Source organism: Rothia mucilaginosa ATCC 25296 (assembly GCF_000175615.1).
In the GTDB taxonomy this organism is placed as follows: domain Bacteria; phylum Actinomycetota; class Actinomycetes; order Actinomycetales; family Micrococcaceae; genus Rothia; species Rothia mucilaginosa.
Genome location: NZ_ACVO01000005.1, coordinates 164423 through 185588, shown reverse-complemented (window position 1 = coordinate 185588; position 21166 = coordinate 164423). Strand labels below are relative to the sequence as shown.

Genomic DNA, 21166 nt, shown 5'->3' with positions numbered 1-21166 from the left:
GTGGCGGGTGTGTGAAAGTACGGGGCGCCGCGAGGGATTTATACTGTGCGGGCTGTTATTGTGCGGCGAGCGCTACCACCGGTGCTTATCGGTGGTGTTTATCGGCGGGTTGCGTACATGCGGGCACGGTGCAGAGCACGCGCAAAATGCTGCGCACGCTGAACCGATTCCGGACCGTCAGCGGTCGCAGAAACACGCACCGCAATGTCCTCGCGGCGCGCATCGCCGGTGAAGCCGTGGTCGGCGTTGCACTGCGGATCCTGGCAGCCGGCAGGAGCCAGCTCCATGTGCAACGAACCGGTCCAAGCAATCTGGAAGGAAATCTCAGTCGGGGCGGTGCTACCGGCGTTGTACGCCTGCGGCTGGCTGAAACCGTAGCTGATGGTGACCGCGTTCAGGGCGCTCAGGTGCACCGCCTCCACGCTCACATGCGCCACGGTGCCCTGCGCGTCACCTTCAAGGTGCTGGTCGTCCAGGTGCGCAAAGATGACGTGCTCACCGCAGAGCACCATCACGGTGATGTGGCGGTGAAAATCATCGCGTGAGAAGTGGGTTTCATGCTGTACGAAGTGCGCGTCCGGGTTCATGCCCGCTAGCGCGTCATCCACCACTTCCAGCACGAGGTCGGGGTAGAAACCGGCATGCTTAATGTCTGCGACCAATTGCTCGCGTTCGGGGGTGGTGGCGTACATCGTACCTCTTTCGTGCGGTGCCCTCATGAGGCGACGTCGGTCGGCACACACGATGAAGGCGGTTAGGTATTACTCCCTCTACCTTAGAGGGTTCCAGCCGGGCTATGCTACTTGACCACGCTAATACAGGCTCATATGACGGCGTGCGCTCCCCCGGTACGCTTCGGTTACTGCCCCGCAACCGTCTTGGCGCACCCCACAGATGACGCTGACCAGCCAGCCCGTCTCCTCCACTCCCACCCGCTAAAATAGGAGGAGCGAAAACACACCGACACGAGGAGATATATGGCTCGCCGATCCAAATCCGCCGTCAGCGACTACCCGGTGGATGTGGTAGAGAATATCGTCGACATCGACGTATCCGCCGAGATGGAAACCAGCTTCCTGGAATACTCCTATTCGGTGATTTATTCGCGCGCCCTCCCCGACGCCCGCGACGGCCTCAAGCCCGTGCAGCGCCGTATCCTCTACATGATGCAGCAGATGGGTCTGCGCCCTGACAAGGGCCATGTCAAGAGCGCCCGCGTGACCGGCGAGGTCATGGGTAAGCTCCACCCGCACGGCGACGCCGCCATCTACGACGCCATGGTGCGCCTCGCCCAGCCCTTCGCGCTGCGCCTGCCCCTCGTTGACGGTCACGGTAACTTCGGCTCCCTCGATGACGGTCCGGCAGCCGCCCGATACACCGAAGCACGCATGGCGCCCGCCGCGCAGGCACTCACCGCGGACCTCGAAGAAGACGTGGTTGACTTCGTACCGAACTACGACAACCAGTTCATGCAGCCCTCCGTGCTGCCCGCAGCGTTCCCGAACCTGCTCGTCAACGGCACCACCGGCATTGCGGTCGGCATGGCAACCAACATGGCGCCGCACAACCTGCGCGAGGTCATCGCCGGTACCCGCCACCTCATCGCCCACCCCGAGGCGACCCTCAAAGACATCATGAAGTTCATCCCCGGCCCCGACCTGCCTACCGGCGGCACCATCGTGGGTCTGGGAGGTATCCGTGACGCCTACGAAACCGGCCGCGGTACTTTCAAGACCCGCGCAAAGGTCTCCATCGAGCAGGTCAGCCCCCGCAAGCAGGGCATTGTCGTCACCGAACTGCCGTACATGGTCGGCCCCGAGAAGGTCATCGAAAAGATCAAGGACGGCGTCAACTCCAAGAAGCTCACCGGCATCTCCGACGTGGTCGACCTGACTGACCGCACCAACGGTCTGCGCCTCGTCATCGAAATCAAGAACGGTTTCAACCCGGAGGCGGTGCTCGCCGCCCTCTACAAGCACACTCCGCTTGAGGATTCCTTCGGTATCAACAACGTGGCGCTCGTGGACGGTCAGCCGCAGACCCTCGGCCTGCTCGACCTGATGCGCGTGTACATTGACCACCGCCTGAACGTGGTCCGCCGCCGCACCGAATTCCGCCTGGGCAAGCGCACCGACCGCCTGCACCTGGTGGAGGGCCTGCTCGTGGCGATCCTCGACATTGACGAGGTCATCCAGATCATTCGTGAGTCTGATGAGACCGCTCAGGCACGCGAAAAGCTGAAGGTCGTCTTCGACCTGACCGACACCCAGGCGAACCACATTCTGGAGCTGCGCCTGCGCCAGCTCACCAAGTACTCCCGCCTGGAACTCGAAGCAGAACGCGAAACCCTGCAGCAGGAAATCGCGGAACTGCAGCGTATCCTCGGCTCCGATGCGGCGCTGCGCGAACTGGTCTCCGAAGAGCTCGCAGAGGTCGCCGAACGCTACGGCACCGACCGCCGCACCCAGCTCAAAACCAAGGACGAGATGCAGGTCGCCATTGAGGCAGTCACCGCGCAGTCCAAGACGAAGAAGAGCCTGGGCCTCGCCCTCGAAATCGCGGACGATCCCTGCTGGGTGCTACTTTCGGCATCCGGCATGATGGGACGCACCCCCGGCAAGCCCATCCGCGAAGCGCTCGTGGATCCCGGCAAGCGTTTCAAGCACGACGTGTTCACCTCGATTGTGCCGACCACCGCGCGCGGCGAGATCGGTGCCGTGACCTCCGCAGGACGCATGGTGCGCCTGTCCGTCATGGACATTGCGGTGCTGGACGAGAACGGTGGCACCCCCTCCATGGCGTCGGCGGTGAAGGCAGCCGAGCTGGTTCAGCTCGCCAAGGGTGAGAAGCTGGTCGCCCTCGTACCGCTGAACACGGTGCTGGCGCTGGCAACCGCGGGCGGCGTGATCAAGCGCCTCAACCCGGATTACCCGCTGAACCAGACCGAGTGGGACATCATGAAGCTCAAGGACGGCGACGAAATCGTAGCCGCCGCCCCCTGCCCCACCGACGATGCGGTACTCACCTTCGTCACCCGCGACGCGAAGCTGCTGACCTTCGACGCGGCGAAGGTCCGCCCGCAGGGACGCACCGGCGGCGGTATCGCAGGCATCAAGCTTGCCGATGGCGACCGCCTCATCGCCCTGGGTGTGACCGCGCCCGGCGACGCGGCGGAGGTCGTGACCGTCACCAACGGCAAGGACGGCCTGGCGAGCGCCAAGGTCACCGCGCTGAGCGAGTACCCGCAGAAGGGCCGCGCGACCGGTGGCGTGCGTGCGCACCGATTCCTCACCGGTGAGAGCCAGCTGGCTCTGGCGTGGGTGGGCGTGGGCCCGGCGAAGGCGGCGTCCTCCGGCGGTGTGGCTCGTTCCCTGCCGACCGAGCACGGTGCCCGTGACGGTTCCGGTGTGATGCTCACTCAGAGCATCGGCATTGTGGGCCCGAACTATGCGGCTGTTTCTGCTACGCTGGCGGTTAGCCCGGAGGGTGAAAAGCTCTTCTAGGCGCGCCGTTCACGGCCTTTCAACCTCAGGTTGTTTACAAAGCCTGGGAGAATCCGCGCAGATATAACGCGCAGAGCAATGTGCCCAGAAAATTTTGCACAAAGAAATGCCCCGGTACTTTCACGAAGTACCGGGGCATTTCTCGCAGTTTATTGCGTTCAATCTCGCCCGTGGTGGCTACGCTCAGCTGCGTTTAGAGGCGAACCATTTCATCGCAGCGGGCAATATCCTCGGGACGGTGCGACACCAGAACCGTAGCCACAGAGCTGGAGCGGGTCGCCGCATCCAAGTCAGCCATCAGCGCGCGGGCAGACTCAGCGTCCAGGTGCGCGGTCGGCTCATCCAGCAACAGCACCGGCGAGTTCACCAGCAGGGCACGAGCCACCGCCAGACGCTGACGCTGACCACCCGACAGGAAGGAACCGCCAGCACCCACCGGGGTGCGCAGGCCCTGAGGCAGAGCGTCAAACCACTCGCCCAGACCCACACGGCGCAGAACCTCAATCAGCTCTTCCTCGCTCGGGCGATCCGAACGGTCACGAGCCAGCATCAGGTTACCCTCAAGGGTCGACTCAAAAATGTGAGCCGCCTGCGGGCACCACGCCGCGTAGCCGCGCAGCTGCTCACCCTCCAGGACCTCACCGGAAGCCAGCACACGGCCGGACTCCAGCGGCAAGAAGCCCAGAACGGTTGCAAGCACCGTAGACTTACCGGAACCGGAGGGGCCGGTCACCGCAGTCCAGGAGCCCGCACGGGCGTTCATGTTCAGGTCGGTGAAGACCGGGTGATCCATGCCGGGCCAGCGGGCGGCAGCGTCCTGCAGGCTCAGGGCGGGGTCGGTGACCTTCACGCCAAGCTCCTGCGGGGTACCGCAGCTGACCAGGGTGGGTTCGCCGGGCTTCGGCGGGCGCACAGCCTTAGAATCCGCCTTAGCGCCAGATTCGGGGCGGGCAAAACGCTGGGCACGCTGACGGTCAGCTTCCAGCAGCTCCTCCATCTCGGCCTCCGCGCGGGCACGCAGACGCTCAACACGACGCGGCAGAACGTGGGTGTCCACCTCAGCCTCGGTCGGCACGGAACGCTTCAGGGTCGAAGTCGCAACAACACCCTCCAGGGATACGTCACGCACGCTCGGGGCAATCGTAGCGAGCAGGCGGCTGAACGCGGGCCAGGAGCGGACCGCCTCAACATGGCCCAGGGAGCTTTCCAGCATGCCGGTGCACAGCAACACCACAATCGCCGCTTCGGGGGCACGCACGGTGCCGTCAACAGCCAGCGGGTAAGCAATGACTGCGCTCGCCAGAGCCGCACCGAACCAGCTCAGGGTCACGAGGGTACGACCCACGCCCTGAGCAGTCGAGCCCTTCTGCAGGGCGGACAGGTTCTCGGCATCCAGGGCGCCGTTAGCCTTCTCAGCGGTGGTTGCCACGCCGTTAGCGCGCAGGTCCTCAGCCGCCGAGAGCATGCCGGTACCCAGGCGCAGCATCTGCGCGGTGGAGCGGCGAGCCAGCGCCTCCGCACGGGCATCGGCGCGGAGCACAATCCACGGAGCCACAAAAGTACTGACCAGAACGGCAATCAGGACCGGGATCAGAGCCTGCGGCAGGATGCACGCGGTCGTAATCAGCGCCGCGGTCATAACCAGCAGGTGCGCAGCCGGCGGAATAATAACGCGCGGCACGCCGTCACGCAGCTCATCAATACCACCCACGAGGCGTTCGAGCAGCGCGTCACCACGCAGCAGGGCACGCACGCTACTCACGCTCTGCCATGCGCCAACCCAGGCGCGCAGACGCAGAATATTTGCGGCGGCAAGAACCTTCGAGTGGGTCATCAGACGCTCAGCGTAGCGGGCGCAGGCACGACCCAGGCCGAAGAAACGCACGCCCACAATGGCGACCATCAGGTACATCATTGCCGGGCCCTCGGCGGCGCGAACAATCAGCCAGCCGGACAGCGCAGTCAGTGCCGCAGCCATCAGGGAAGTAATCGCAGCCATGATAACCGGGCCGGTTGCGGCGCGAACACCGATACCGGTCAGTTCCTTCAGGGTGCGCAGGCTTGCGAACAGGCCGGCAGGCTCAGCTTCCTTGACCTCGGCAGTTGCGGAGGCGCCCGCCGGGGCGGTGCTTTCAGCCTCGTACTCTGCCCGGTCCTTGAGCAGGTGCGCGGGGGCTTGCGCGGGAACCGCAACGCGGGCGGTGTTCGCCTCGGCGGTCCAGGTGTAGCCCTGGGCGGTCTGCACGGCACGAACGAGGGTGTCGCAGCCAGCGGCGAGCTCTTGCTCGTGGGTCACGATCAGCACGGTTGCGCCAAGTTCCGCCAGACGGTGCAGGGCGCGGGTCACCAGGTATGCCGAGTAGGCGTCCAGGTGCGCGGTCGGCTCATCCACCAGGACGGTCAGCACGGTCTGCTCACCGCCGGCACGGTAGATAGCCTCGGCACGAGCCAGGGTACGTGCCACGGCGAGGCGGCGCGCCTGACCTGCGCTGAGGGCACCGGGCTCAAGGGCGGTCAGCTTCTCCATGCCCAGCTGAGCCAGCGGGCCAACCAGCAGCGCGGACTCGGCATCGGTGACGGACAGCTTCTTGGAGTCCATCGCTTCACCGAGCAGAGCGGCTGCACGCTCACGCTCAGCCTCGGTAGCGCTGAGTGCGTAGAGCGCCATTTCGGTCTGCACGGTCGGCGCGGTGAAGACCGGCGACTGCGGAATAACTAGGGTGGTTCCCAGACCGGTCACGCTACCGGTCAGGTGCACGGGCTCCTCCGAGCCGGTGGGCACCAGACCTTCACGCACGGCACCAGAGAACACGTTCAGCAGGGTGGACTTACCGCAGCCGGATTCACCCATCACGCCGATAACCGCACCGCGTGCATCCTGGGCAGTTACACCCTGAGCGGTAGCAACGCGACGGTCCAGGTTCAGGGACAGGTTAGTCAGCACGGCAGGACGCGCCGGGTAGCTCACCGACAGGTCCTCAACAGCGATGGTGGAAGGCTGAGCCTTCTGCGCTGCCGAATCCTGGGCTTCCGAGTCCGCAGCGGCGGCGGGCAGGGGCGCATCAATAATCTTCTGGGCGCTACGCAGAGCGGCAACGCCATCCTCCGACTGGTGGTAGGCGGCACCCACATCACGCAGCGGCTGGTAGCATTCGGGGGCCAGCAGCAGCACGAGAATTGCGGTGTCCAGGCCCAGGGTGCCGTTGACCAGGCGCACACCAATCAGCACAGCAATCAGCGCCACCGAAATGGTGGTGATGAGCTCCAACGCAAGCGAAGACATGAAAGCGCTACGCAAAGTCTGCATGGTGCGTTCACGGTAACGCTGACCGAGGGCGTTCATGGAGCGGGTCTGTGCACGTTCACGGCCCAGACCGATAATGACGGGCAGGCCGCGCACCAGCTCCAGAATATGGTCGGAGAGGCGGTGCAGTTCAGCCTGAGCTTCTGCGGTTTCGTCGCGGGTGTTCTTACCAATCAGGATCATGAACACCGGAATAAGCGGCAGGGTGCATGCCAGCACCATGGCGCTCATCCAGTCTAGGGCCGCCACAACAACCCAGAGGATGAACGGCACAATCGCGGTGGACACGAACGCGGTCAGGGTCTTGGTGTAGTAGTCATCCAGAGCGTTCAAGCCACGGGACAGCAGCACAGCGGTCGCGCCGGTACCTTCGGGGGTGTCTGCGCCACCGGTGGCGAGCACGCGCTTGAGCAGCGAGGAACGAATCTGAGACTTCGCCCCGGAGGCGGCACGCTGCGCGCTCACAGCCAGCAGGTAGTCGGTACCCGAGCGGACGAGCAGGGCAACCACGGCGACCGCAATCAGGCCGGGGGTAATGGTGTCTGCGTCACCGAAGAGCCCACCGAGGCCGAGCAGCCAGCCGCCGTGCGCCTCCAGCTGCGCCTGCGCGGAGCCCGAGAACTCAATGTAGGCGCGGTACACGTCCGGGGCGCTGGTCTCTTTGAGGCGCGCGTGCTCGGCGGCAACAGCGGCGAAACCGGCGTGTGCCGCGCGGGCAATAATCACAGCCAGGGCGGCGCTGAAAAGCACCGTCGCGAGGGTGTGCACGGCGGTGATGACACCGAACGTGCTGAGGGTTTTACGGGCGTCAGGGCCCAGGGGCGGGCGGCGGTCAGCGCGGTCATTGCGCTTTCCTTCGGTCACCTCTGGTGCCTCGGTGTTCTGATGTTTGTCAGCATGACGCGGTGTGTGCGTTCGACTCACGTGTTGTCCTTAGTCTTCTGCTGTTTTTACCTCCCATCAGTTTAAGGGTTGGGCTATCCAATACCTATTTGACCAGTCAAGTTTCGGATAATTGGCTGGTCCTCACCCAGCGCTAGTTCTAGCCGCGCATCGCATCGGCGGGGCTCTTGCGGGACGCTACCCACGCCGGGTACGCCGAAGACACCAGACCGGTAAGGGCGCCAACGCCCACGCCGAGCACCACGAATCCCGGGGAAAGAACCGCCTGCCAGCCTTGCACGAGCGAAAGAATGATGGTCGCAATCATGCCGGAGCAGGCGCCGATGGAGCCGCCGAGCACGCCGAGCATGACACCCTCCATGAGGAAGATGCGGGCAATCAGCCATTTACTCGATCCGATGGCGCGGCGCAGCGCAATCTCTGCGGTGCGCGATTGCACGGACAGATACATTGCGGTTGCCGCCGAGAGGGAGGCGAGCACCAGCAGAATACCGGAGAGCACACCCACGTACAGGCCCAGATCCGAGGCGATGGACGCGCGCAGGCTCTGCAGGTCGGAGGGGGTTTCCACGTTGATTTGGCTGGGTTCAGCGGGTTTGAGGGTCAGCGGAATCGCCTTGGCGACCGCCTTGCCGTAGCCCCGTTCGGTTTCGGCAATGTAGGTCACCTGGCCGCGTCCGGTGCGCTGAAGTGTGCCCGGCGAAACAATGACCGTGTTCCTGAATTCGTAGCCGCTGTTGCCGGGGTCGAAGAGGCCGATAACCGGCATCAGCTGACCTTCCACCCAGATGCTCACACCGGGTGCCACCTGCGGCAGTCCGCCGAGCTTAATGCCGTACTCGACGGCGGGCATCTCGCCGGGCCTGGGCTCGGTTGTGGCGTTATCTGCCGCCTTATCTTCGGGGAGAATGCCGAGGGCGCGGGCAGCGGAGACCGAGACGATAGCGCCGGAGAGCTGCTCGGAGCGTTCACGGTCGGCAACGTTCTGCTGGGTGAGGGTCGAGTTCATCTGTTCGAGCGCACGCAGGGTTTCGGGGTTCATGCGGGCACCGATTTGTTCGAGCCTGGTCTTCGAGGTGGAGCTGAGGCCAATCGCCGTTTTGGGTTCGTCCTCGTAGGGGCTGAACCGGGTGATTCGCACGTCGGCGGGTGCCACGCTGCTGACGAATCCTGTGTTCTTCACGTAGTCCAGCGCGCTAATGCGGTCGGCAACATTCTGCGCGGATTCGCCCTGCCGGTAGGTTCCGAGCATGTTTTGGTCATTGTCCCTGTCGCTGATGTAGAGCGTGGATTGTTCGGATCCGAGCAGGCGCTGGTTCACCTGGTAGCTGGCGGATTCGCTCATGCCGGAGGCGCTGATGAGTCCGCCCACGCCCAGTGCGAAGGACAGGCCCAGCAGCAGGGTGCGTAGCGGTCGTGAGGTGAGCGCCGAGATTGCCTCGATGCTGTCGTCGGTGAGGAAGCTTCCGCGGCGATGCGTAGCGGGCTTCTCCCCCGGTGCGAGGCTGGTGGTAGCATCTACCGGGGCACCAACCGTGGCTTCTGCCGGGGTGTCCGTTGCAACCGGCACAGCCTCGGCAACCGGCACCTCAGCGACCGGCACCGTAGCCAAGTCGGCGCGGCTCTGCTCGTGCAGCTGCCCATCCTCAATGCGGATCACGCGGCGGGCGGCGGCGGCAACCTCCGGGTCGTGGGTAATCACCAGCACAGTACAGCCGGTCGCGTTAATGCGCTGAAGAATCTCAATGACCTTGGCGCTATTGTGGCTGTCCAGGTTGCCGGTCGGCTCGTCGGCAAGAATCAGCGGCGGGCGCGTGGCGAGGGCGCGGGCAATGGCGCAGCGCTGCTTTTCGCCGCCGGAGAGGTAGCGGGTGCGGATGCTGGCGCGGTCGCTCAACCCCAGAAATTCTAGGGTTTCTTCGGTGCGTTGCAGGCGCTCGCCGTAGGGTACGCCCTGCACGCGCAGGCCCATGGAGGCGTTGGTTGTGCTGGTTTCGTCCAGCAGCATGTTCGAGGATTGGAAGATGAAGCCGAGGTGGTCTCGGCGCATTTCGTCGCGTTCTCTGTCGCTGAGTCCTTCCGTGTTTTTGCCGAAGAGGCTGTAGGTTCCGCTGGTGGGCGTGTCGAGCAGGCCAATGGCGTTGAGCAGGGTGGATTTACCGGAGCCCGACGGACCAATAATGGCGAGGAATTCGCCGCGTTCGACCACCAGGTCGAGGTGGTCGAGGACTGCTCGTTCGCTCCCCTCGAAGATGCGGGTAATGCCGTGCATTTCAATAGCGGGCGCGGTACCGAGCCCGGCGGCAGGTGTAGCGGCGGACGCTACGTTGGGCGCAATTGTAGGCGCACGTCCTGGGCTTGTGTCTGGGGTTATCTTACGGCGGCTCATGAGACAAGCACCTTCTGTCCCGCGCTGAGGTTCGCGTTGATTGCGGCGTATCCGCCGGCGGTGCGTAGAACCTCAACGTTGACTCGTTCGGTGGCGGGCGCATCCTTGCTGGTCGAGGTGGAGCTTCCGCCCTTTTCAACGAGCACGTAGGTGCCCTGGGAATCCTGACGTACCGCGGTAGTCGGCACGGCGAGGGTGGTTGAGGTGTTGCCCTTACTGGTGATGGATGCGCTCTGCCCCGGAGTGAGTTTGCTCGGGTCGTCGGCGCTGAATCGCACGCTCTTTGCCGCACCCTTGGAGGGGTCGTTCTGCAGCTCACCAATGCTGGTGATGGTGCCCTCCACGCTGCCGGTGGAGGTGCGCAGGCTAACGCGGTCGCCGGCCTTGAGCTTATTGGCAACGGAGAGCTCAACGCTGGATTCCACGTAGGGTTCGCTGGTTTCTACACTCGCGATGGGGTTGCCGTCGCTGATGAGCTGGCCGACCGCCGCAACTGCGGTGACGGTGTGGCTTCCGCCGGGCAGAATCGCGTAGTTGCTGCGGGCAATGCTGGTGACCCCTTCGCTGGGCACGCCGGTCAGGTGCGCGCGGTGCAGGCGCGTGACGGCGTCGAGGGTGTCTTCGGTGACTGTGCCGCTCTGAGCGGTGGCGTACCCGGCGGAGTTCAGTGCCTTCTGGAAGGCGAGCACGTCGTCGCCGTTATCGCCCAGGTTGAGGTCGCGGTACAGCGGCAACGGACCCTCCAGTACGAAGACGGGGTCGGCGCCGATAATGCCGATGAAGTCACCGGCCTTGAGCACGTTACCGGGCTTCTGGTTCTGGTAGACGAGCACCGGCTCACCGTTGGTGCGCGCGCTAATCGGGGCGGTCTCCCCCGCCTTGGTGGTTCCGGCAATGGCGAGGCCCTCGCTGACGGTGCGTTCTTCAACCTTCGCCCAGACCGGGATCACGGTTTTTGCCTGCACGGCCGGGTCGGGGCCCGTGGCGGCGTAGCGGGTGCCCAGGTAGAAGGACAGCATGAGCGAACCGATGGCGAGAATAGCCAGCAGCAGGAGCACGCGGGGTCGGGCGATGCGCTCGCTAAAGCGGTGCCCGCTGTTTTGGTTTTTCGTGTGAGTGGTCATGGCGGTGTCTTTCTGAACTGTGTCAGCGCTGTCTATTTCTGTGCGCTATATTCCGTTGCGCTGTCTTTTAGCGCCCCGGTTTACTGGTGCTCCAGAACGTACTGCTTGAACTTCTCGTCACGCTCACGTTCTGCCTTGCGTTCCTGCTCAAGCTGCGCCTGGTACTTGCGGATGAGCGGCATCTGGTATTGTGCCTCCAGGTCGTAGAGCTGCTTGCTCATGCCGACCTGCTGGTTACATTCGGCCTGGATGGTGGCGATGCGGATCTCTTCTTCGGAGGCGGGCTCGTTGAATCCGTTGTTCTTGCTCAGCTGCTCATTCAGCGGGGTTTCCTCGGCGACGGAGCCTGCCGAGCGAGGGGTGAGGCCGCGGTCTGAGACGCATTGCTTCCACTTCTCTTCGAGCTCGCGGTGCAGTTTGCTACCGTAAACGGCGCTGGTTGCGTCGCTGGAGATACGACTGTATGTGGACTGCACGTCATTCTCGAGCCTCTTGCCTTCGGGCACCGCGGCGTCCAGGGTCTCGCGGGCCTTGTCAAGACATTCGGTGCGAAGCTGCTCCTCGGGGCTCAAGCTCTCCGGTGAGCTAAAGGAGATGGGGGCGGCGTTGGGGTCTCGCTTCTGGAATCCGTACTTCTTGGCGTATTCGACGTTCCAGGGGCCGTACTTTCGCCCATTATCGCCACTCGGCGCGCTTTCAGATTGGGGAGCTTGGTCGGGGGCGGTGTAGCTCTGCCCGTGTTCGGCGTAGCACTGCTTAATGGCAATTTGATAGGCCGTGTATTCGTAATGAGTGCCCCCCTCGTAGTAGGGGTAATCGTCCAGGGGCATCTTTACGATGTCCTGCTCCGCGTCGAAGATGGCGTGGACGCTTTCGTCACGTTCCAGCGGCGGGTTGAAGAGCGAGCATGCGCTCAGCTGGAGCACGCCGATGGCCAGCAGGGCACCCGTGGTGAGCAATCGACGGCTCAAACCGGCGCGAGGGGCGGGTGCAGTGGAGCTACGATTGAGGAACTTCATCGTTGAACCCCTTTCATAAGAGTGAGTTGTACACCACATTACACCTTTTACTCCCTGTCGCGCCCGAATTTCGGGAGGCGTGCAGCAAAAATTTTTGCGCGCCCACTCGCCTGCCGCGAGCTGCATCCTCTGCGAGAATATCCTCTGAGGGAATAGTCCTCTGGGTGGCATAGAAAAATCCCCCGAACTTCTCGAAAGAGAAATCCGGGGGATTTTCAATCAGCTACATGCTACTTGGTCGGCAGTTCAGCCAGTTCGGTAGCGTCGTGAGCGTCGGGGATGTGATCCACGTGCAGACGCTTACGGAAGACCCAGTAGGTCCATGCCTGGTAGACGAAGACGACCGGCAGACCAAGGCAGGTCACGAAGGTCATAACGCCCAGGGTGTACTCGGAGCTGGATGCGTTCGCAATGGTGAGCGAGTATGCCGGGTCCAGGGTGGAGGGCAGAACGTTCGGGTACATTGCGGTGAAGATTGCCAGCGCGCCGAATGCGAGGAACACGGACAGACCAGCGAAAGCGCGACCCTCACGGCCACCCTTTGCGGAGATCCAAGCAATCAGAACAGCAACCACAGCCAGGATGGTGCACAGCCAGGAGATGCCGTTACCGGTGGTGAAGTCCAGAGCCAGAACCCATGCAACGATCGGCAGCAGCAGGACGGGAGCCCAGCGCACCAGGGTGTTGCGGGCACGGTCGCGGATATCGCCGTCGGTCTTCAGGGCGATGAAGGCAAGACCCTGAACCAGGGAGAAGCCAACGAAGCCCAGACCGCCGAGCAGAACCGGCAGGGAGACCCATGCGAAGGCGCCGCCGACGCGGTCACCATTGTCGTTGATGGGCAGACCCATGGAGGTCAGGCCCAGCAGAGCGCCGACGAGCAGTGCGATGAAGAAGGAAGAAACAGACAGAGCGATGTTCCAGTTACGGATCCACTTCTCGTCGTTCTTCTTACCGCGGTATTCAATTGCGACCACGCGCAGAATCAGGAAGACCAGCGCGAGGGTCAGAGGAATGTACAGAGCCGAGAAGAGGGCTGCGTACCAGATGGGGAATGCTGCGAAGATAGCAGCACCGCCGGACACAATCCACACCTCGTTACCGTCCCAGACGGGGCCGATGATGTTCAGCAGCAGACGACGTTCCTTCTCGTTCTTAGTGAACTTGGAACCCATCAGCATACCGACGCCCAGGTCGAAGCCGTCGAGAATCAGGTACATGATGAGGAAGACGCCAATGGCGACAAACCAGAGGGTGGGCAGGCCAGGCTGACCGGCAAAGATATTGAAATCAAAGTTCATGGTGAATCAATCCTTACCCGCCTAGTAGGCGAACTCCAGCACATCGCGCTTGGACTTGTCGTTGGACTCGTCCTCGTGGTGCGACTGAACCAGCTCGGGCATTGCTGCCACAACACCGGCCTTGACGTACTTAATGAGCAGGTAAACCTCAACCACCATCAGCACACCGTAGAGCAGGCCCAGGGTGAGCAGGGAGAAGAGGATTTCTTCACCGGAAACACCCGGGGAGATAGCTGCTGCGGTGAACAGGTGAATCGAGGGATCACCCTGAAGGTTCGGAGCCACAACGAAGGGCTGGCGGCCCATTTCGGTGAAGATCCAGCCCAGTGCGATGCCAAAGAAGGGAGCCAGGATAGACCAGACAGCAACGTTCTTGAGCAGCTTGGACTCGGGGACGGTGCCTACGCCCTTCTTACGGGTTACCCACAGTGCGTAGAGGTAGAAGGGCAGAACGATTCCGCCGAGGCCCATCATGCCGCGGAAGCCCCAGTAGGAGACCTCGAGGGAGGGCAGGTAGTCAATCTTCTGACCTGCACGCTCACCGTAGAGCGGGTTGTTGGGCAGGTTGGTGCCGAACTTAGCTTCGTACTCGGGCAGCAGGGTCTGGATGCCCTTCACCGGGGTGTCGAAGTTGTCGTGTGCCAGGAAGGACAGCACGCCGGGAACCTCGATGACGGGGGTAATCTTGTCACAGCTCTGAGCGCCGAGCTCACCGACGGTCAGAACGGAGAAGGAGGTGCCGTCGTGGCACGCAGCTTCTGCAGCAGCCATCTTCATGGGCTGCTCGTGAATCATCATCTGTGCCTGAATGTGACCGGACGCGCCGATACCTGCGAAGGCGAGCAGGCCCACAACAGCACCCAGGCGCAGGGACTTGAACCAGACCTGGAAGTCGGCCTTGTCGCGTGCGCCCTTGTCGGACTCACCAACAACAACCTTGCCGTCAACGACCTTGTCGATGCCGTCCTTGCGGCGGCGCCACAGCTTGTACCATGCGATACCAACCAGGAAGCCACCAGCAACCTGGATAGCGGAGGTGATGACGTGAGTGAAGGTCACCCATGCGAGGGGGTTCAGCAGCACAGCACCGATGTCGGTCATACGGGGACGACCGTCAATCATTTCTGCACCAACGGGGTGCTGCATCCAGGAGTTTGCAACCAGAATGAAGAATGCAGAAATCCAGGAGCCGAGGACTGCCATGAACAGCGAGAATGCGTGTACAGCAGGCTTGAGGCGATCCCAACCGAAGATCCACAGACCCAGGAAGGTCGACTCAACGAAGAAGGCGAAGAGGCCTTCCATTGCCAGCGGAGCGCCGAAGACGTCGCCGACGAAGCGGGAGTATTCACTCCACGCCATGCCGAACTGGAATTCCTGAACCAGACCGGTGGCCACACCCATTGCGAAGTTAATGAGGTACAGCTTGCCCCAGAACTTCGTCATGCGCTTGTATTCGTCCTTCTTGGTACGAACGTAGCGAATGTACAGGTAGGTCACAACAAGGCCCAGACCCAGAGTCAGCGGAACCATGAAGAAGTGGTAGACGGTGGTAATACCGAACTGCCACCTACCAAAATCAAGGGGATCCATTGATAGGTCCTTACTATGTGTGTACTTAATGTGTGTTTGTGCCAGATTTCGGGTAGTCCGCCATCGATGGAGGGCATACGAGAGTTACTGACACACTGTCTCTCATGCTTCTAAGGTACAGGGTTTTCCTGAGGAGCTGTGAGTAGGCTGTGCATAGTATGGACGTTTATTGTTTGACGTTTCGCTAAAGGTACGTTGAACGTTATCCCCCACTGTGCGAGTGGATTGAGGGGCGAAACGCTGTGGTGCATTGCAGGGTTGCGAGGCAGTTTCGGAACCACGGTGAAACTTTGCATTTTTATATTATTTCTGCAAAATTTTGGTGACAGATTCCCGGAATATGACAGGTGGTTCAAGTAGTGCTCAAAGCTTAAATTTGCCTAAATTATACCGATTTTACTGAGATTTCCAAGAAATAGTGTGACTATTATCACGAAAAAATCATGAATTGTGACACGCCAGGCACCGCTCCCCCGCAAAGTGCCGCAAGCTACATATCGATGCTCTCAGTATCCAACTGATGAGCACCCGCAATGATGAACTCCTTACGCGGAGCCACCTCAGAACCCATCAACAAGGAGAACGCACGCTCGGCAGCCTCCGCATCCTCAATGCGAATACGGCGCAACATACGATGACGCGGATCCATCGTCGTCTCAGCCAGCTGGTCAGCGTCCATCTCACCCAGACCCTTATAACGCTGAATGGGTTCCTTATAGGACACACCCTGCTCCTGCAAAGAATCCAGAAGCTCATGCAGCTGCTTCTCCGAGTAGGTGTACACCATCTCGTTCGGCTTACCGCGGCGCACCACCTCCACGCGATGCAGAGGCGGAACCGCAGCGTACACGCGACCCGCCTCAATCAGCGGACGCATGTAACGGTAGAACAGAGTCAGCAGCAGGGTACGAATGTGGGCGCCGTCCACGTCCGCATCGGTCATCATAATGACCTTGCCGTAGCGAGCAGAGTCCAGATCAAAAGTACGGCCCGAGCCTGCACCGATGACCTGAATCAGCGCCGCACACTCAGCATTCGCAAGCACATCAGTCACCGAAGCACGCTGAGTGTTCAGGATCTTACCGCGAATCGGCAGCAGAGCCTGATACGAAGAAGAACGCGCCAGACGCGCAGTACCCAGTGCCGAGTCACCCTCCACAATGAACAGCTCAGAATGCTCAACATTGGTCGAACGGCAATCCACCAGCTTAGTGGGCATGGACGAAGACTCCAGCGCGGTCTTACGGCGCTGAGTTTCCTTATGGATGCGCGCCGAGACGCGGGTCTTCATTTCAGAGACGACCTTCTCGCACAGAGCAGTCGCCTGAGCCTTCTCCGCACGGGTGGTCGACTCCAGGCGAGCCTTCAGCGCATCACCCACGACCTTCGACACGATCTGGCGAACCGCCGGGGTACCCAGAATCTCCTTGGTCTGACCCTCAAACTGCGGCTCGGCAAGACGCACGGTCAGCACGGCGGTCAAGCCGGCGAGCACGTCGTCCTTCTCAATCTTGTCGTTACCCACCTTGTACTTGCGGGCATTATCGGCAAGGTGCTTGCGCATCACGCGCAGCAGGCCCTGCTCAAAACCGGTCGTGTGAGTACCGCCCTTGGGGGTGGCAATAATATTCACGAAGCTGCGGACCGTCGTCTCGTAGCCAATACCCCAGCGCAACGCAACGTCCACTTCGCAATCGCGCTCCACGTCGGTCAGCTGCGAGCGGCCGTCCTCACCGAGCACGGGCACGGTCTCGGTGAAAGATCCGCTGCCGCTAAAACGCCAGGTGTCGGTAATACGCTCATCGTGCGCCAGAAACTCGACGAACTCGCTAATGCCGCCGTCGTACTGGAAAACTTCCTCGTGGGGCTCCAACTCGCCGGGGGTGCCGGGCAGGCGGCGCTCATCGCGGATGCAAATACGCAGACCCGGAATGAGGAACGCGGTCTGACGCGCACGAGCAGCCAAGTCCTCGTAGCTGAACTTAGCGTCGGGGGTGAAAATCTGCGGGTCAGCCCAATAGCGCACACGGGTGCCGGTCACGCCACGCTTAGCGCGACCCACAATCTGCAGGGCGTCAGTGCCCTCGGTTGCGGGAGTGAACGGATCTTCGGGCTTGGGGGTGCGGCCGGACTCGAAGAATCCGGGAATGCCGTGGCGGAAGGACATCTGGTAGGTCTTCGAGCCACGGTCCACCTGCACGTCCAGACGGGAAGACAGCGCGTTCACCACGGAAGCGCCCACACCGTGCAAACCACCGGACGCGTTATAGGAGCCGCCGCCAAACTTACCGCCGGCGTGCAGCTTAGTGAACACGACCTCCACACCGGACAGGCCGGTGCGCGGCTCAATGTCGGTGGGGATACCGCGGCCATCATCGCGCACCTCAACCGAACCGTCACGGTACAAAATGACCTGAATGGACTGGCCGAAACCGGCGAGCGCCTCATCCACCGAGTTGTCGATAATCTCCCAGAGGCAGTGCATCAGACCGCGGGAGTCGGTGGAGCCAATGTACATGCCCGGGCGTTTGCGTACAGCTTCCAGACCTTCCAGCACGGAGAGGTGACGGGCGGTGTAGTTCGAAGACGCCACGGGAATCCTTTCGGCAAGTGATGACTGTGTGTTCTCTGCAGGTGTCTCTGCAAATATGCTCTGCAGAGGTCTCAGCACGGCAAGCTCGCAGAAGGGAGAAAAAATGCCCCGGGCTTGCGCTCATAGTGCTCTAAGTTTCTATTCTATCGTGGCTTGTTGCCCGCTTCTGCCTGCGCCGTCATGAGGCTCTCTGTACCGTTATTAGACGCTGCCGAGAGAATGAAACAGCAGAAAAGCACCGGCTGCCACTCCCCTATGGAGTAGCAGCCGGCGTGTGAGTATCTGTGGATGTCTGAATTTTTAGGATGCATTTCTGAGATGTCCACTCTGGGCGCCTCATAGCAGTGGCACTGCCCTAGTGAGCCTCACCCGAGGCGCGCGAGGAGCTCTCGTGACGGTTCGTGACCATGATATTGGACTTGAAGTAGAACTCTTCGGGAAGCTCATTCGTGACCGGGCCGTGCGGGAATTCGCTGAGCTTCGGCACGAAGTACCAGTCCATCAGCTCGCCGCTGCTCTGCTTGAGGACGCGGCGTTCCCTCATGGCGTGGCGTACCTTGCGGCGCAGGCGCGGGCTGTCTTTCAGGGTGCTGGTGAAGACCCACGGAGTCTCGTAGCCCTCGGTGACCATGCCGAAGGTGATGCGCAGGTTGCCGTTCTCATCGGCGTCCATCGTGAAGTCGCCGTCTGCGATATCGGTGAAGGCGAGCATCCAGCTGTGTCGGCGTTCGTAGCTTTCACGGGTGGTCTGCAGTGCCGCAATGAGGCGGTGGTCGACCAGCAGCTCCACCTTGCGTTCGGTGATTTCGCCCAGACGAGCGTAGGAGCCAAAGGCGCGGTTTGCACCGCTGCGGCGAGGCCACTTCGTCACCGCACCGTGCGGCACCTCCCCCGCAAAGGTGAAGGGGCCCGTCATGGTGCCGGGCAGACGCAGACGCTCGAACGGAGCGGTCGGCAGGAAGGTCGTCAGCAACTGATCGGAGCTCACCGACTTACCCCAGCGCGCCATCTCAAAAATGGTCGGTTCAGGGCCTACAGGGTAGATATGAGGCATCTTACGACCGAACTCGTCAAAGCCCTCAATAAACTCGCCGTTGGAGCTGTACCCGGGCATGGTCGCACCGAGCGGGCGAGTCCACGACCCCGAATACGGCTTGGTCAGGTGCGGGTTCTCCACCGGCAGGATGCTGGTGCGAGCACCCAGGTAGGCGGGCATGCGCGAGAGGTTACGCCAGGCGAACTTCGCGGCAACCGCCTCGCGCCACCACATCGGGCGTTTGCCCGGGGTCTGCCCGCCCAGGCAGTGCATGAGCAACCAGAATCCAGCCCAGCCGAGGCAACCTGCGGCAACCACGCAGAAAATAATCGTCAGCACAGTGTGCAGGGTGCCGGTCGCCCAGATATTCGTGGCGATTAGAGCCATGAACGCCACCCACGCCGCCATGACGTACGGGCCGAGCGTAATCATCGGATCGACCACCTTCACGGCGGCAATGACGCGGCGGTTCAGTCCGCGCCACACGTAGGAGTACGCCCAGCATCCGGCGGCAAGGGCGAGTGCCATCAGCAGAAGAAGGATGAGCATCGGTGTGTCTCTTTCGCTGCAGGTTTTTCTACCGCGGTCGGTGACAGCAAGCGTCGGGCAGATGCCCCGCTAAAAGGCTCTTCAATAGCAAAACTCGTCTGCCGAAGGTACCTTCAGCAGACGAGTTTTTCTTTGGTGCCACTAACCTTGAGGTAAAGCTTCTCTACCTATTGTGCCCTTAATTGGTATCCCTGTGGGGGATTTTAGGGGGATGCACGAAAAAATCGTACCCAACCCCCGCGTTTTCACCCAACAGAGCGGCACAGTGAGTATGCTCTGGCACCTCAGCGACGGTTTTAGACAGCGATTTTAGGAGGTCAGCGCCGCCGCAATCTGAGGAATCAGCGCCTCAAAAGCACGCGCACGGTGGCTAATCGAGTTCTTAATCTCGGCGGGAATCTCAGCGCAAGACTTGCCAGCGTACTGCCCCTCGTACAGGGCGTTCTCACCGTTCAGTTCCACGGGGCGCAGAATCGGGTCGTAACCGAAGCCGCCCTCCCCCGCCGGTGCGGTCAGCAGCTCACCGGGCAGCTCGCCGTACTCAACCGCCTCAAAACCGCTCGGGGCGGCAACCGACGCCGCGCAGCAGAACTTCGCGCCGCGGTGCTCGGCAGGAATATCGCTCAGCTGAGCCAGCAGCAGATTCAGGTTCGCGGAATCATCGCCGTGGCGACCCGCCCAGCGCGCCGAGAAAATACCGGGAGCGCCGTTGAGCACATCCACAGACAGACCGGAATCGTCAGCAATAGCGACCAGGCCGGTTGCCTCGGCAACAGCGCGCGCCTTCAGCAGGGAGTTCTCAGCGAAGGTCACGCCGGTCTCGGGAACATCGGGGGCGTTCACGCTGGAGGCGTCAACCACCTGGGTGTCAACGTCCAGGCCGTCAATGCGTCCGCGCAGAATTTCGCGCAGTTCCTTGAGCTTGCCCTTATTGTGGCTTGCCAGAACAATCTTTGCGTCTGCCATAGTTTCTCCTTGTTGACGGAACTAGTTACTGGGACGGGTTAGTGTGCCAGTGCTTCACGCTGAATCTGAGCCAGCTCAGCGGTGCCTTCCAGCGCCAGGTCGAGCAGGCTGTTGAGTTCGTCGCGGTCGAAAGGCACACCCTCGGCGGTGCCCTGAACCTCAACAAACTTACCGCTGCCGGTGACGACCACGTTCATGTCGGTCTCGGCGCGCACGTCTTCGGTGTAGGGCAGGTCCAGCATGGGGGTGCCGTCAATAATGCCCACCGAAATTGCGGACACCGAATCAATCAGCGGGTTCGCCTTAGCGGGCAGAATCTTCTGCTCCTTCGCCCAGGAAATAGCGTCAGCCAGCGCCACGTACGCGCCGGTAATAGAAGCGGTGCGGGTGCCGCCGTCAGCCTGCAGAACGTCACAGTCGAGCACGATGGTGTTCTCGCCCAGCTCATCCATGTTGATGACCGCACGCAGGGAGCGACCAATCAGGCGAGAAATCTCGTGGGTGCGGCCGCCCACGCGGCCCTTCAGCGACTCGCGCGAAGAACGGGTGTTGGTGGCGCGCGGCAGCATCGCGTACTCGGCGGTCACCCAGCCCTTACCTTCGCCCTTGAGCCAGCGCGGCACACCCTCGGTGAAGGATGCAGTGCACAGCACGCGGGTGTTGCCGAACTCGATGAGGGCGGAACCCTCAGCATTGCGGGACCAGCCGCGGGTAATGGTGATGGGGCGCAGTTCGTTGAGGGCGCGGCCGTCTTCGCGGGTTGCAGTCATGGGTTCTCCTTGAATCTGTCTGCGGGATCTGTGTCTGTCTGTTGAATCTATGTCGAAAAGTGGGCGAGGCTGAGTGCAGTTTGCACTAGTCCAGTTTGTTTTAGCCTAGCTCGGGT

The 21166-nt window shown here is 61.9% G+C and carries 12 protein-coding genes; 1 reads left to right on the top strand and 11 read right to left on the bottom strand.

All coding sequences use genetic code 11. The features are described 5' to 3' along the window. Positions 1-98 precede the first annotated feature (98 nt). On the bottom strand, positions 99-692 hold the full coding sequence (locus ROTMU0001_RS01920; RefSeq protein WP_005506389.1) for a DUF5998 family protein: 594 nt from the start codon (positions 690-692) through the stop codon (positions 99-101). A gap of 285 nt (positions 693-977) precedes the next feature. Here ROTMU0001_RS01920 and ROTMU0001_RS01915 point away from each other — a divergent pair, with 285 nt between their 5' ends. Beyond that, positions 978-3503 carry a DNA gyrase/topoisomerase IV subunit A gene (locus tag ROTMU0001_RS01915; protein ID WP_005507840.1) on the top strand — a complete coding sequence of 842 codons (2526 nt, stop codon included), beginning with the start codon at positions 978-980 and terminating at the stop codon, positions 3501-3503. A 193-nt stretch (positions 3504-3696) separates the two neighbouring features. On the opposite strand, the gene ROTMU0001_RS01910 is transcribed toward ROTMU0001_RS01915, so the two are convergent. From ROTMU0001_RS01910 to rph, 10 genes are all read right to left on the bottom strand, one after another. Next, positions 3697-7671, bottom strand: coding sequence for a thiol reductant ABC exporter subunit CydD/CydC (locus tag ROTMU0001_RS01910; RefSeq protein WP_005507839.1), 3975 nt, complete (start codon positions 7669-7671; stop codon positions 3697-3699). Positions 7672-7849: 178 nt separating this feature from the next. Next, entirely contained in the window at positions 7850-10099 is a 2250-nt protein-coding gene (locus tag ROTMU0001_RS01905) for an ABC transporter ATP-binding protein/permease (protein WP_044142221.1), read from the bottom strand. Then, a complete protein-coding gene (locus ROTMU0001_RS01900; RefSeq protein WP_005507836.1) occupies positions 10096-11223 on the bottom strand; it encodes an efflux RND transporter periplasmic adaptor subunit in 1128 nt (375 codons plus the stop codon). The genes ROTMU0001_RS01905 and ROTMU0001_RS01900 overlap by 4 nt, the downstream gene beginning before the upstream one ends. Before the next feature lie 80 nt (positions 11224-11303). Then, complete coding sequence (locus tag ROTMU0001_RS01895) at positions 11304-12242, bottom strand: hypothetical protein (protein ID WP_005507835.1); 939 nt, start codon at positions 12240-12242, stop codon at positions 11304-11306. A gap of 230 nt (positions 12243-12472) precedes the next feature. Further along, positions 12473-13543 carry a cytochrome d ubiquinol oxidase subunit II gene (gene cydB / locus ROTMU0001_RS01890; RefSeq protein ID WP_005507834.1) on the bottom strand — a complete coding sequence of 357 codons (1071 nt, stop codon included), beginning with the start codon at positions 13541-13543 and terminating at the stop codon, positions 12473-12475. Between the two features lie 21 nt (positions 13544-13564). After that, entirely contained in the window at positions 13565-15136 is a 1572-nt protein-coding gene (locus tag ROTMU0001_RS01885; protein WP_005507833.1) for a cytochrome ubiquinol oxidase subunit I, read from the bottom strand. A 490-nt stretch (positions 15137-15626) separates the two neighbouring features. Then, complete coding sequence (locus ROTMU0001_RS01880; RefSeq protein ID WP_005507832.1) at positions 15627-17729, bottom strand: DNA gyrase/topoisomerase IV subunit B; 2103 nt, start codon at positions 17727-17729, stop codon at positions 15627-15629. Positions 17730-18084: 355 nt separating this feature from the next. Next, positions 18085-19314: an RDD family protein gene (locus tag ROTMU0001_RS01875; RefSeq protein WP_005507831.1), complete on the bottom strand. Its 1230-nt coding sequence runs from the start codon at positions 19312-19314 to the stop codon at positions 18085-18087. 309 nt (positions 19315-19623) lie between these two features. Further along, complete coding sequence (locus ROTMU0001_RS01870; RefSeq protein WP_005507830.1) at positions 19624-20280, bottom strand: non-canonical purine NTP pyrophosphatase; 657 nt, start codon at positions 20278-20280, stop codon at positions 19624-19626. 38 nt (positions 20281-20318) lie between these two features. After that, positions 20319-21050 (bottom strand): ribonuclease PH, encoded by a 732-nt coding sequence (gene rph / locus ROTMU0001_RS01865; RefSeq protein ID WP_005507829.1) that lies wholly within the window; start codon positions 21048-21050, stop codon positions 20319-20321. Positions 21051-21166: the final 116 nt, after the last annotated feature.

Coding starts and splice junctions, on each gene's coding strand:
- ROTMU0001_RS01900 (WP_005507836.1), bottom strand. CDS start 11,223: ATGACCACTCACACGAAAAACCAAAACAGCGGGCACCGCTTTAGCGAG.
- ROTMU0001_RS01870 (WP_005507830.1), bottom strand. CDS start 20,280: ATGGCAGACGCAAAGATTGTTCTGGCAAGCCACAATAAGGGCAAGCTC.
- ROTMU0001_RS01905 (WP_044142221.1), bottom strand. CDS start 10,099: ATGAGCCGCCGTAAGATAACCCCAGACACAAGCCCAGGACGTGCGCCT.
- ROTMU0001_RS01885 (WP_005507833.1), bottom strand. CDS start 15,136: ATGGATCCCCTTGATTTTGGTAGGTGGCAGTTCGGTATTACCACCGTC.
- ROTMU0001_RS01920 (WP_005506389.1), bottom strand. CDS start 692: ATGTACGCCACCACCCCCGAACGCGAGCAATTGGTCGCAGACATTAAG.
- ROTMU0001_RS01895 (WP_005507835.1), bottom strand. CDS start 12,242: ATGAAGTTCCTCAATCGTAGCTCCACTGCACCCGCCCCTCGCGCCGGT.
- ROTMU0001_RS01875 (WP_005507831.1), bottom strand. CDS start 19,314: ATGCTCATCCTTCTTCTGCTGATGGCACTCGCCCTTGCCGCCGGATGC.
- ROTMU0001_RS01915 (WP_005507840.1), top strand. CDS start 978: ATGGCTCGCCGATCCAAATCCGCCGTCAGCGACTACCCGGTGGATGTG.
- cydB (WP_005507834.1), bottom strand. CDS start 13,543: ATGAACTTTGATTTCAATATCTTTGCCGGTCAGCCTGGCCTGCCCACC.
- rph (WP_005507829.1), bottom strand. CDS start 21,050: ATGACTGCAACCCGCGAAGACGGCCGCGCCCTCAACGAACTGCGCCCC.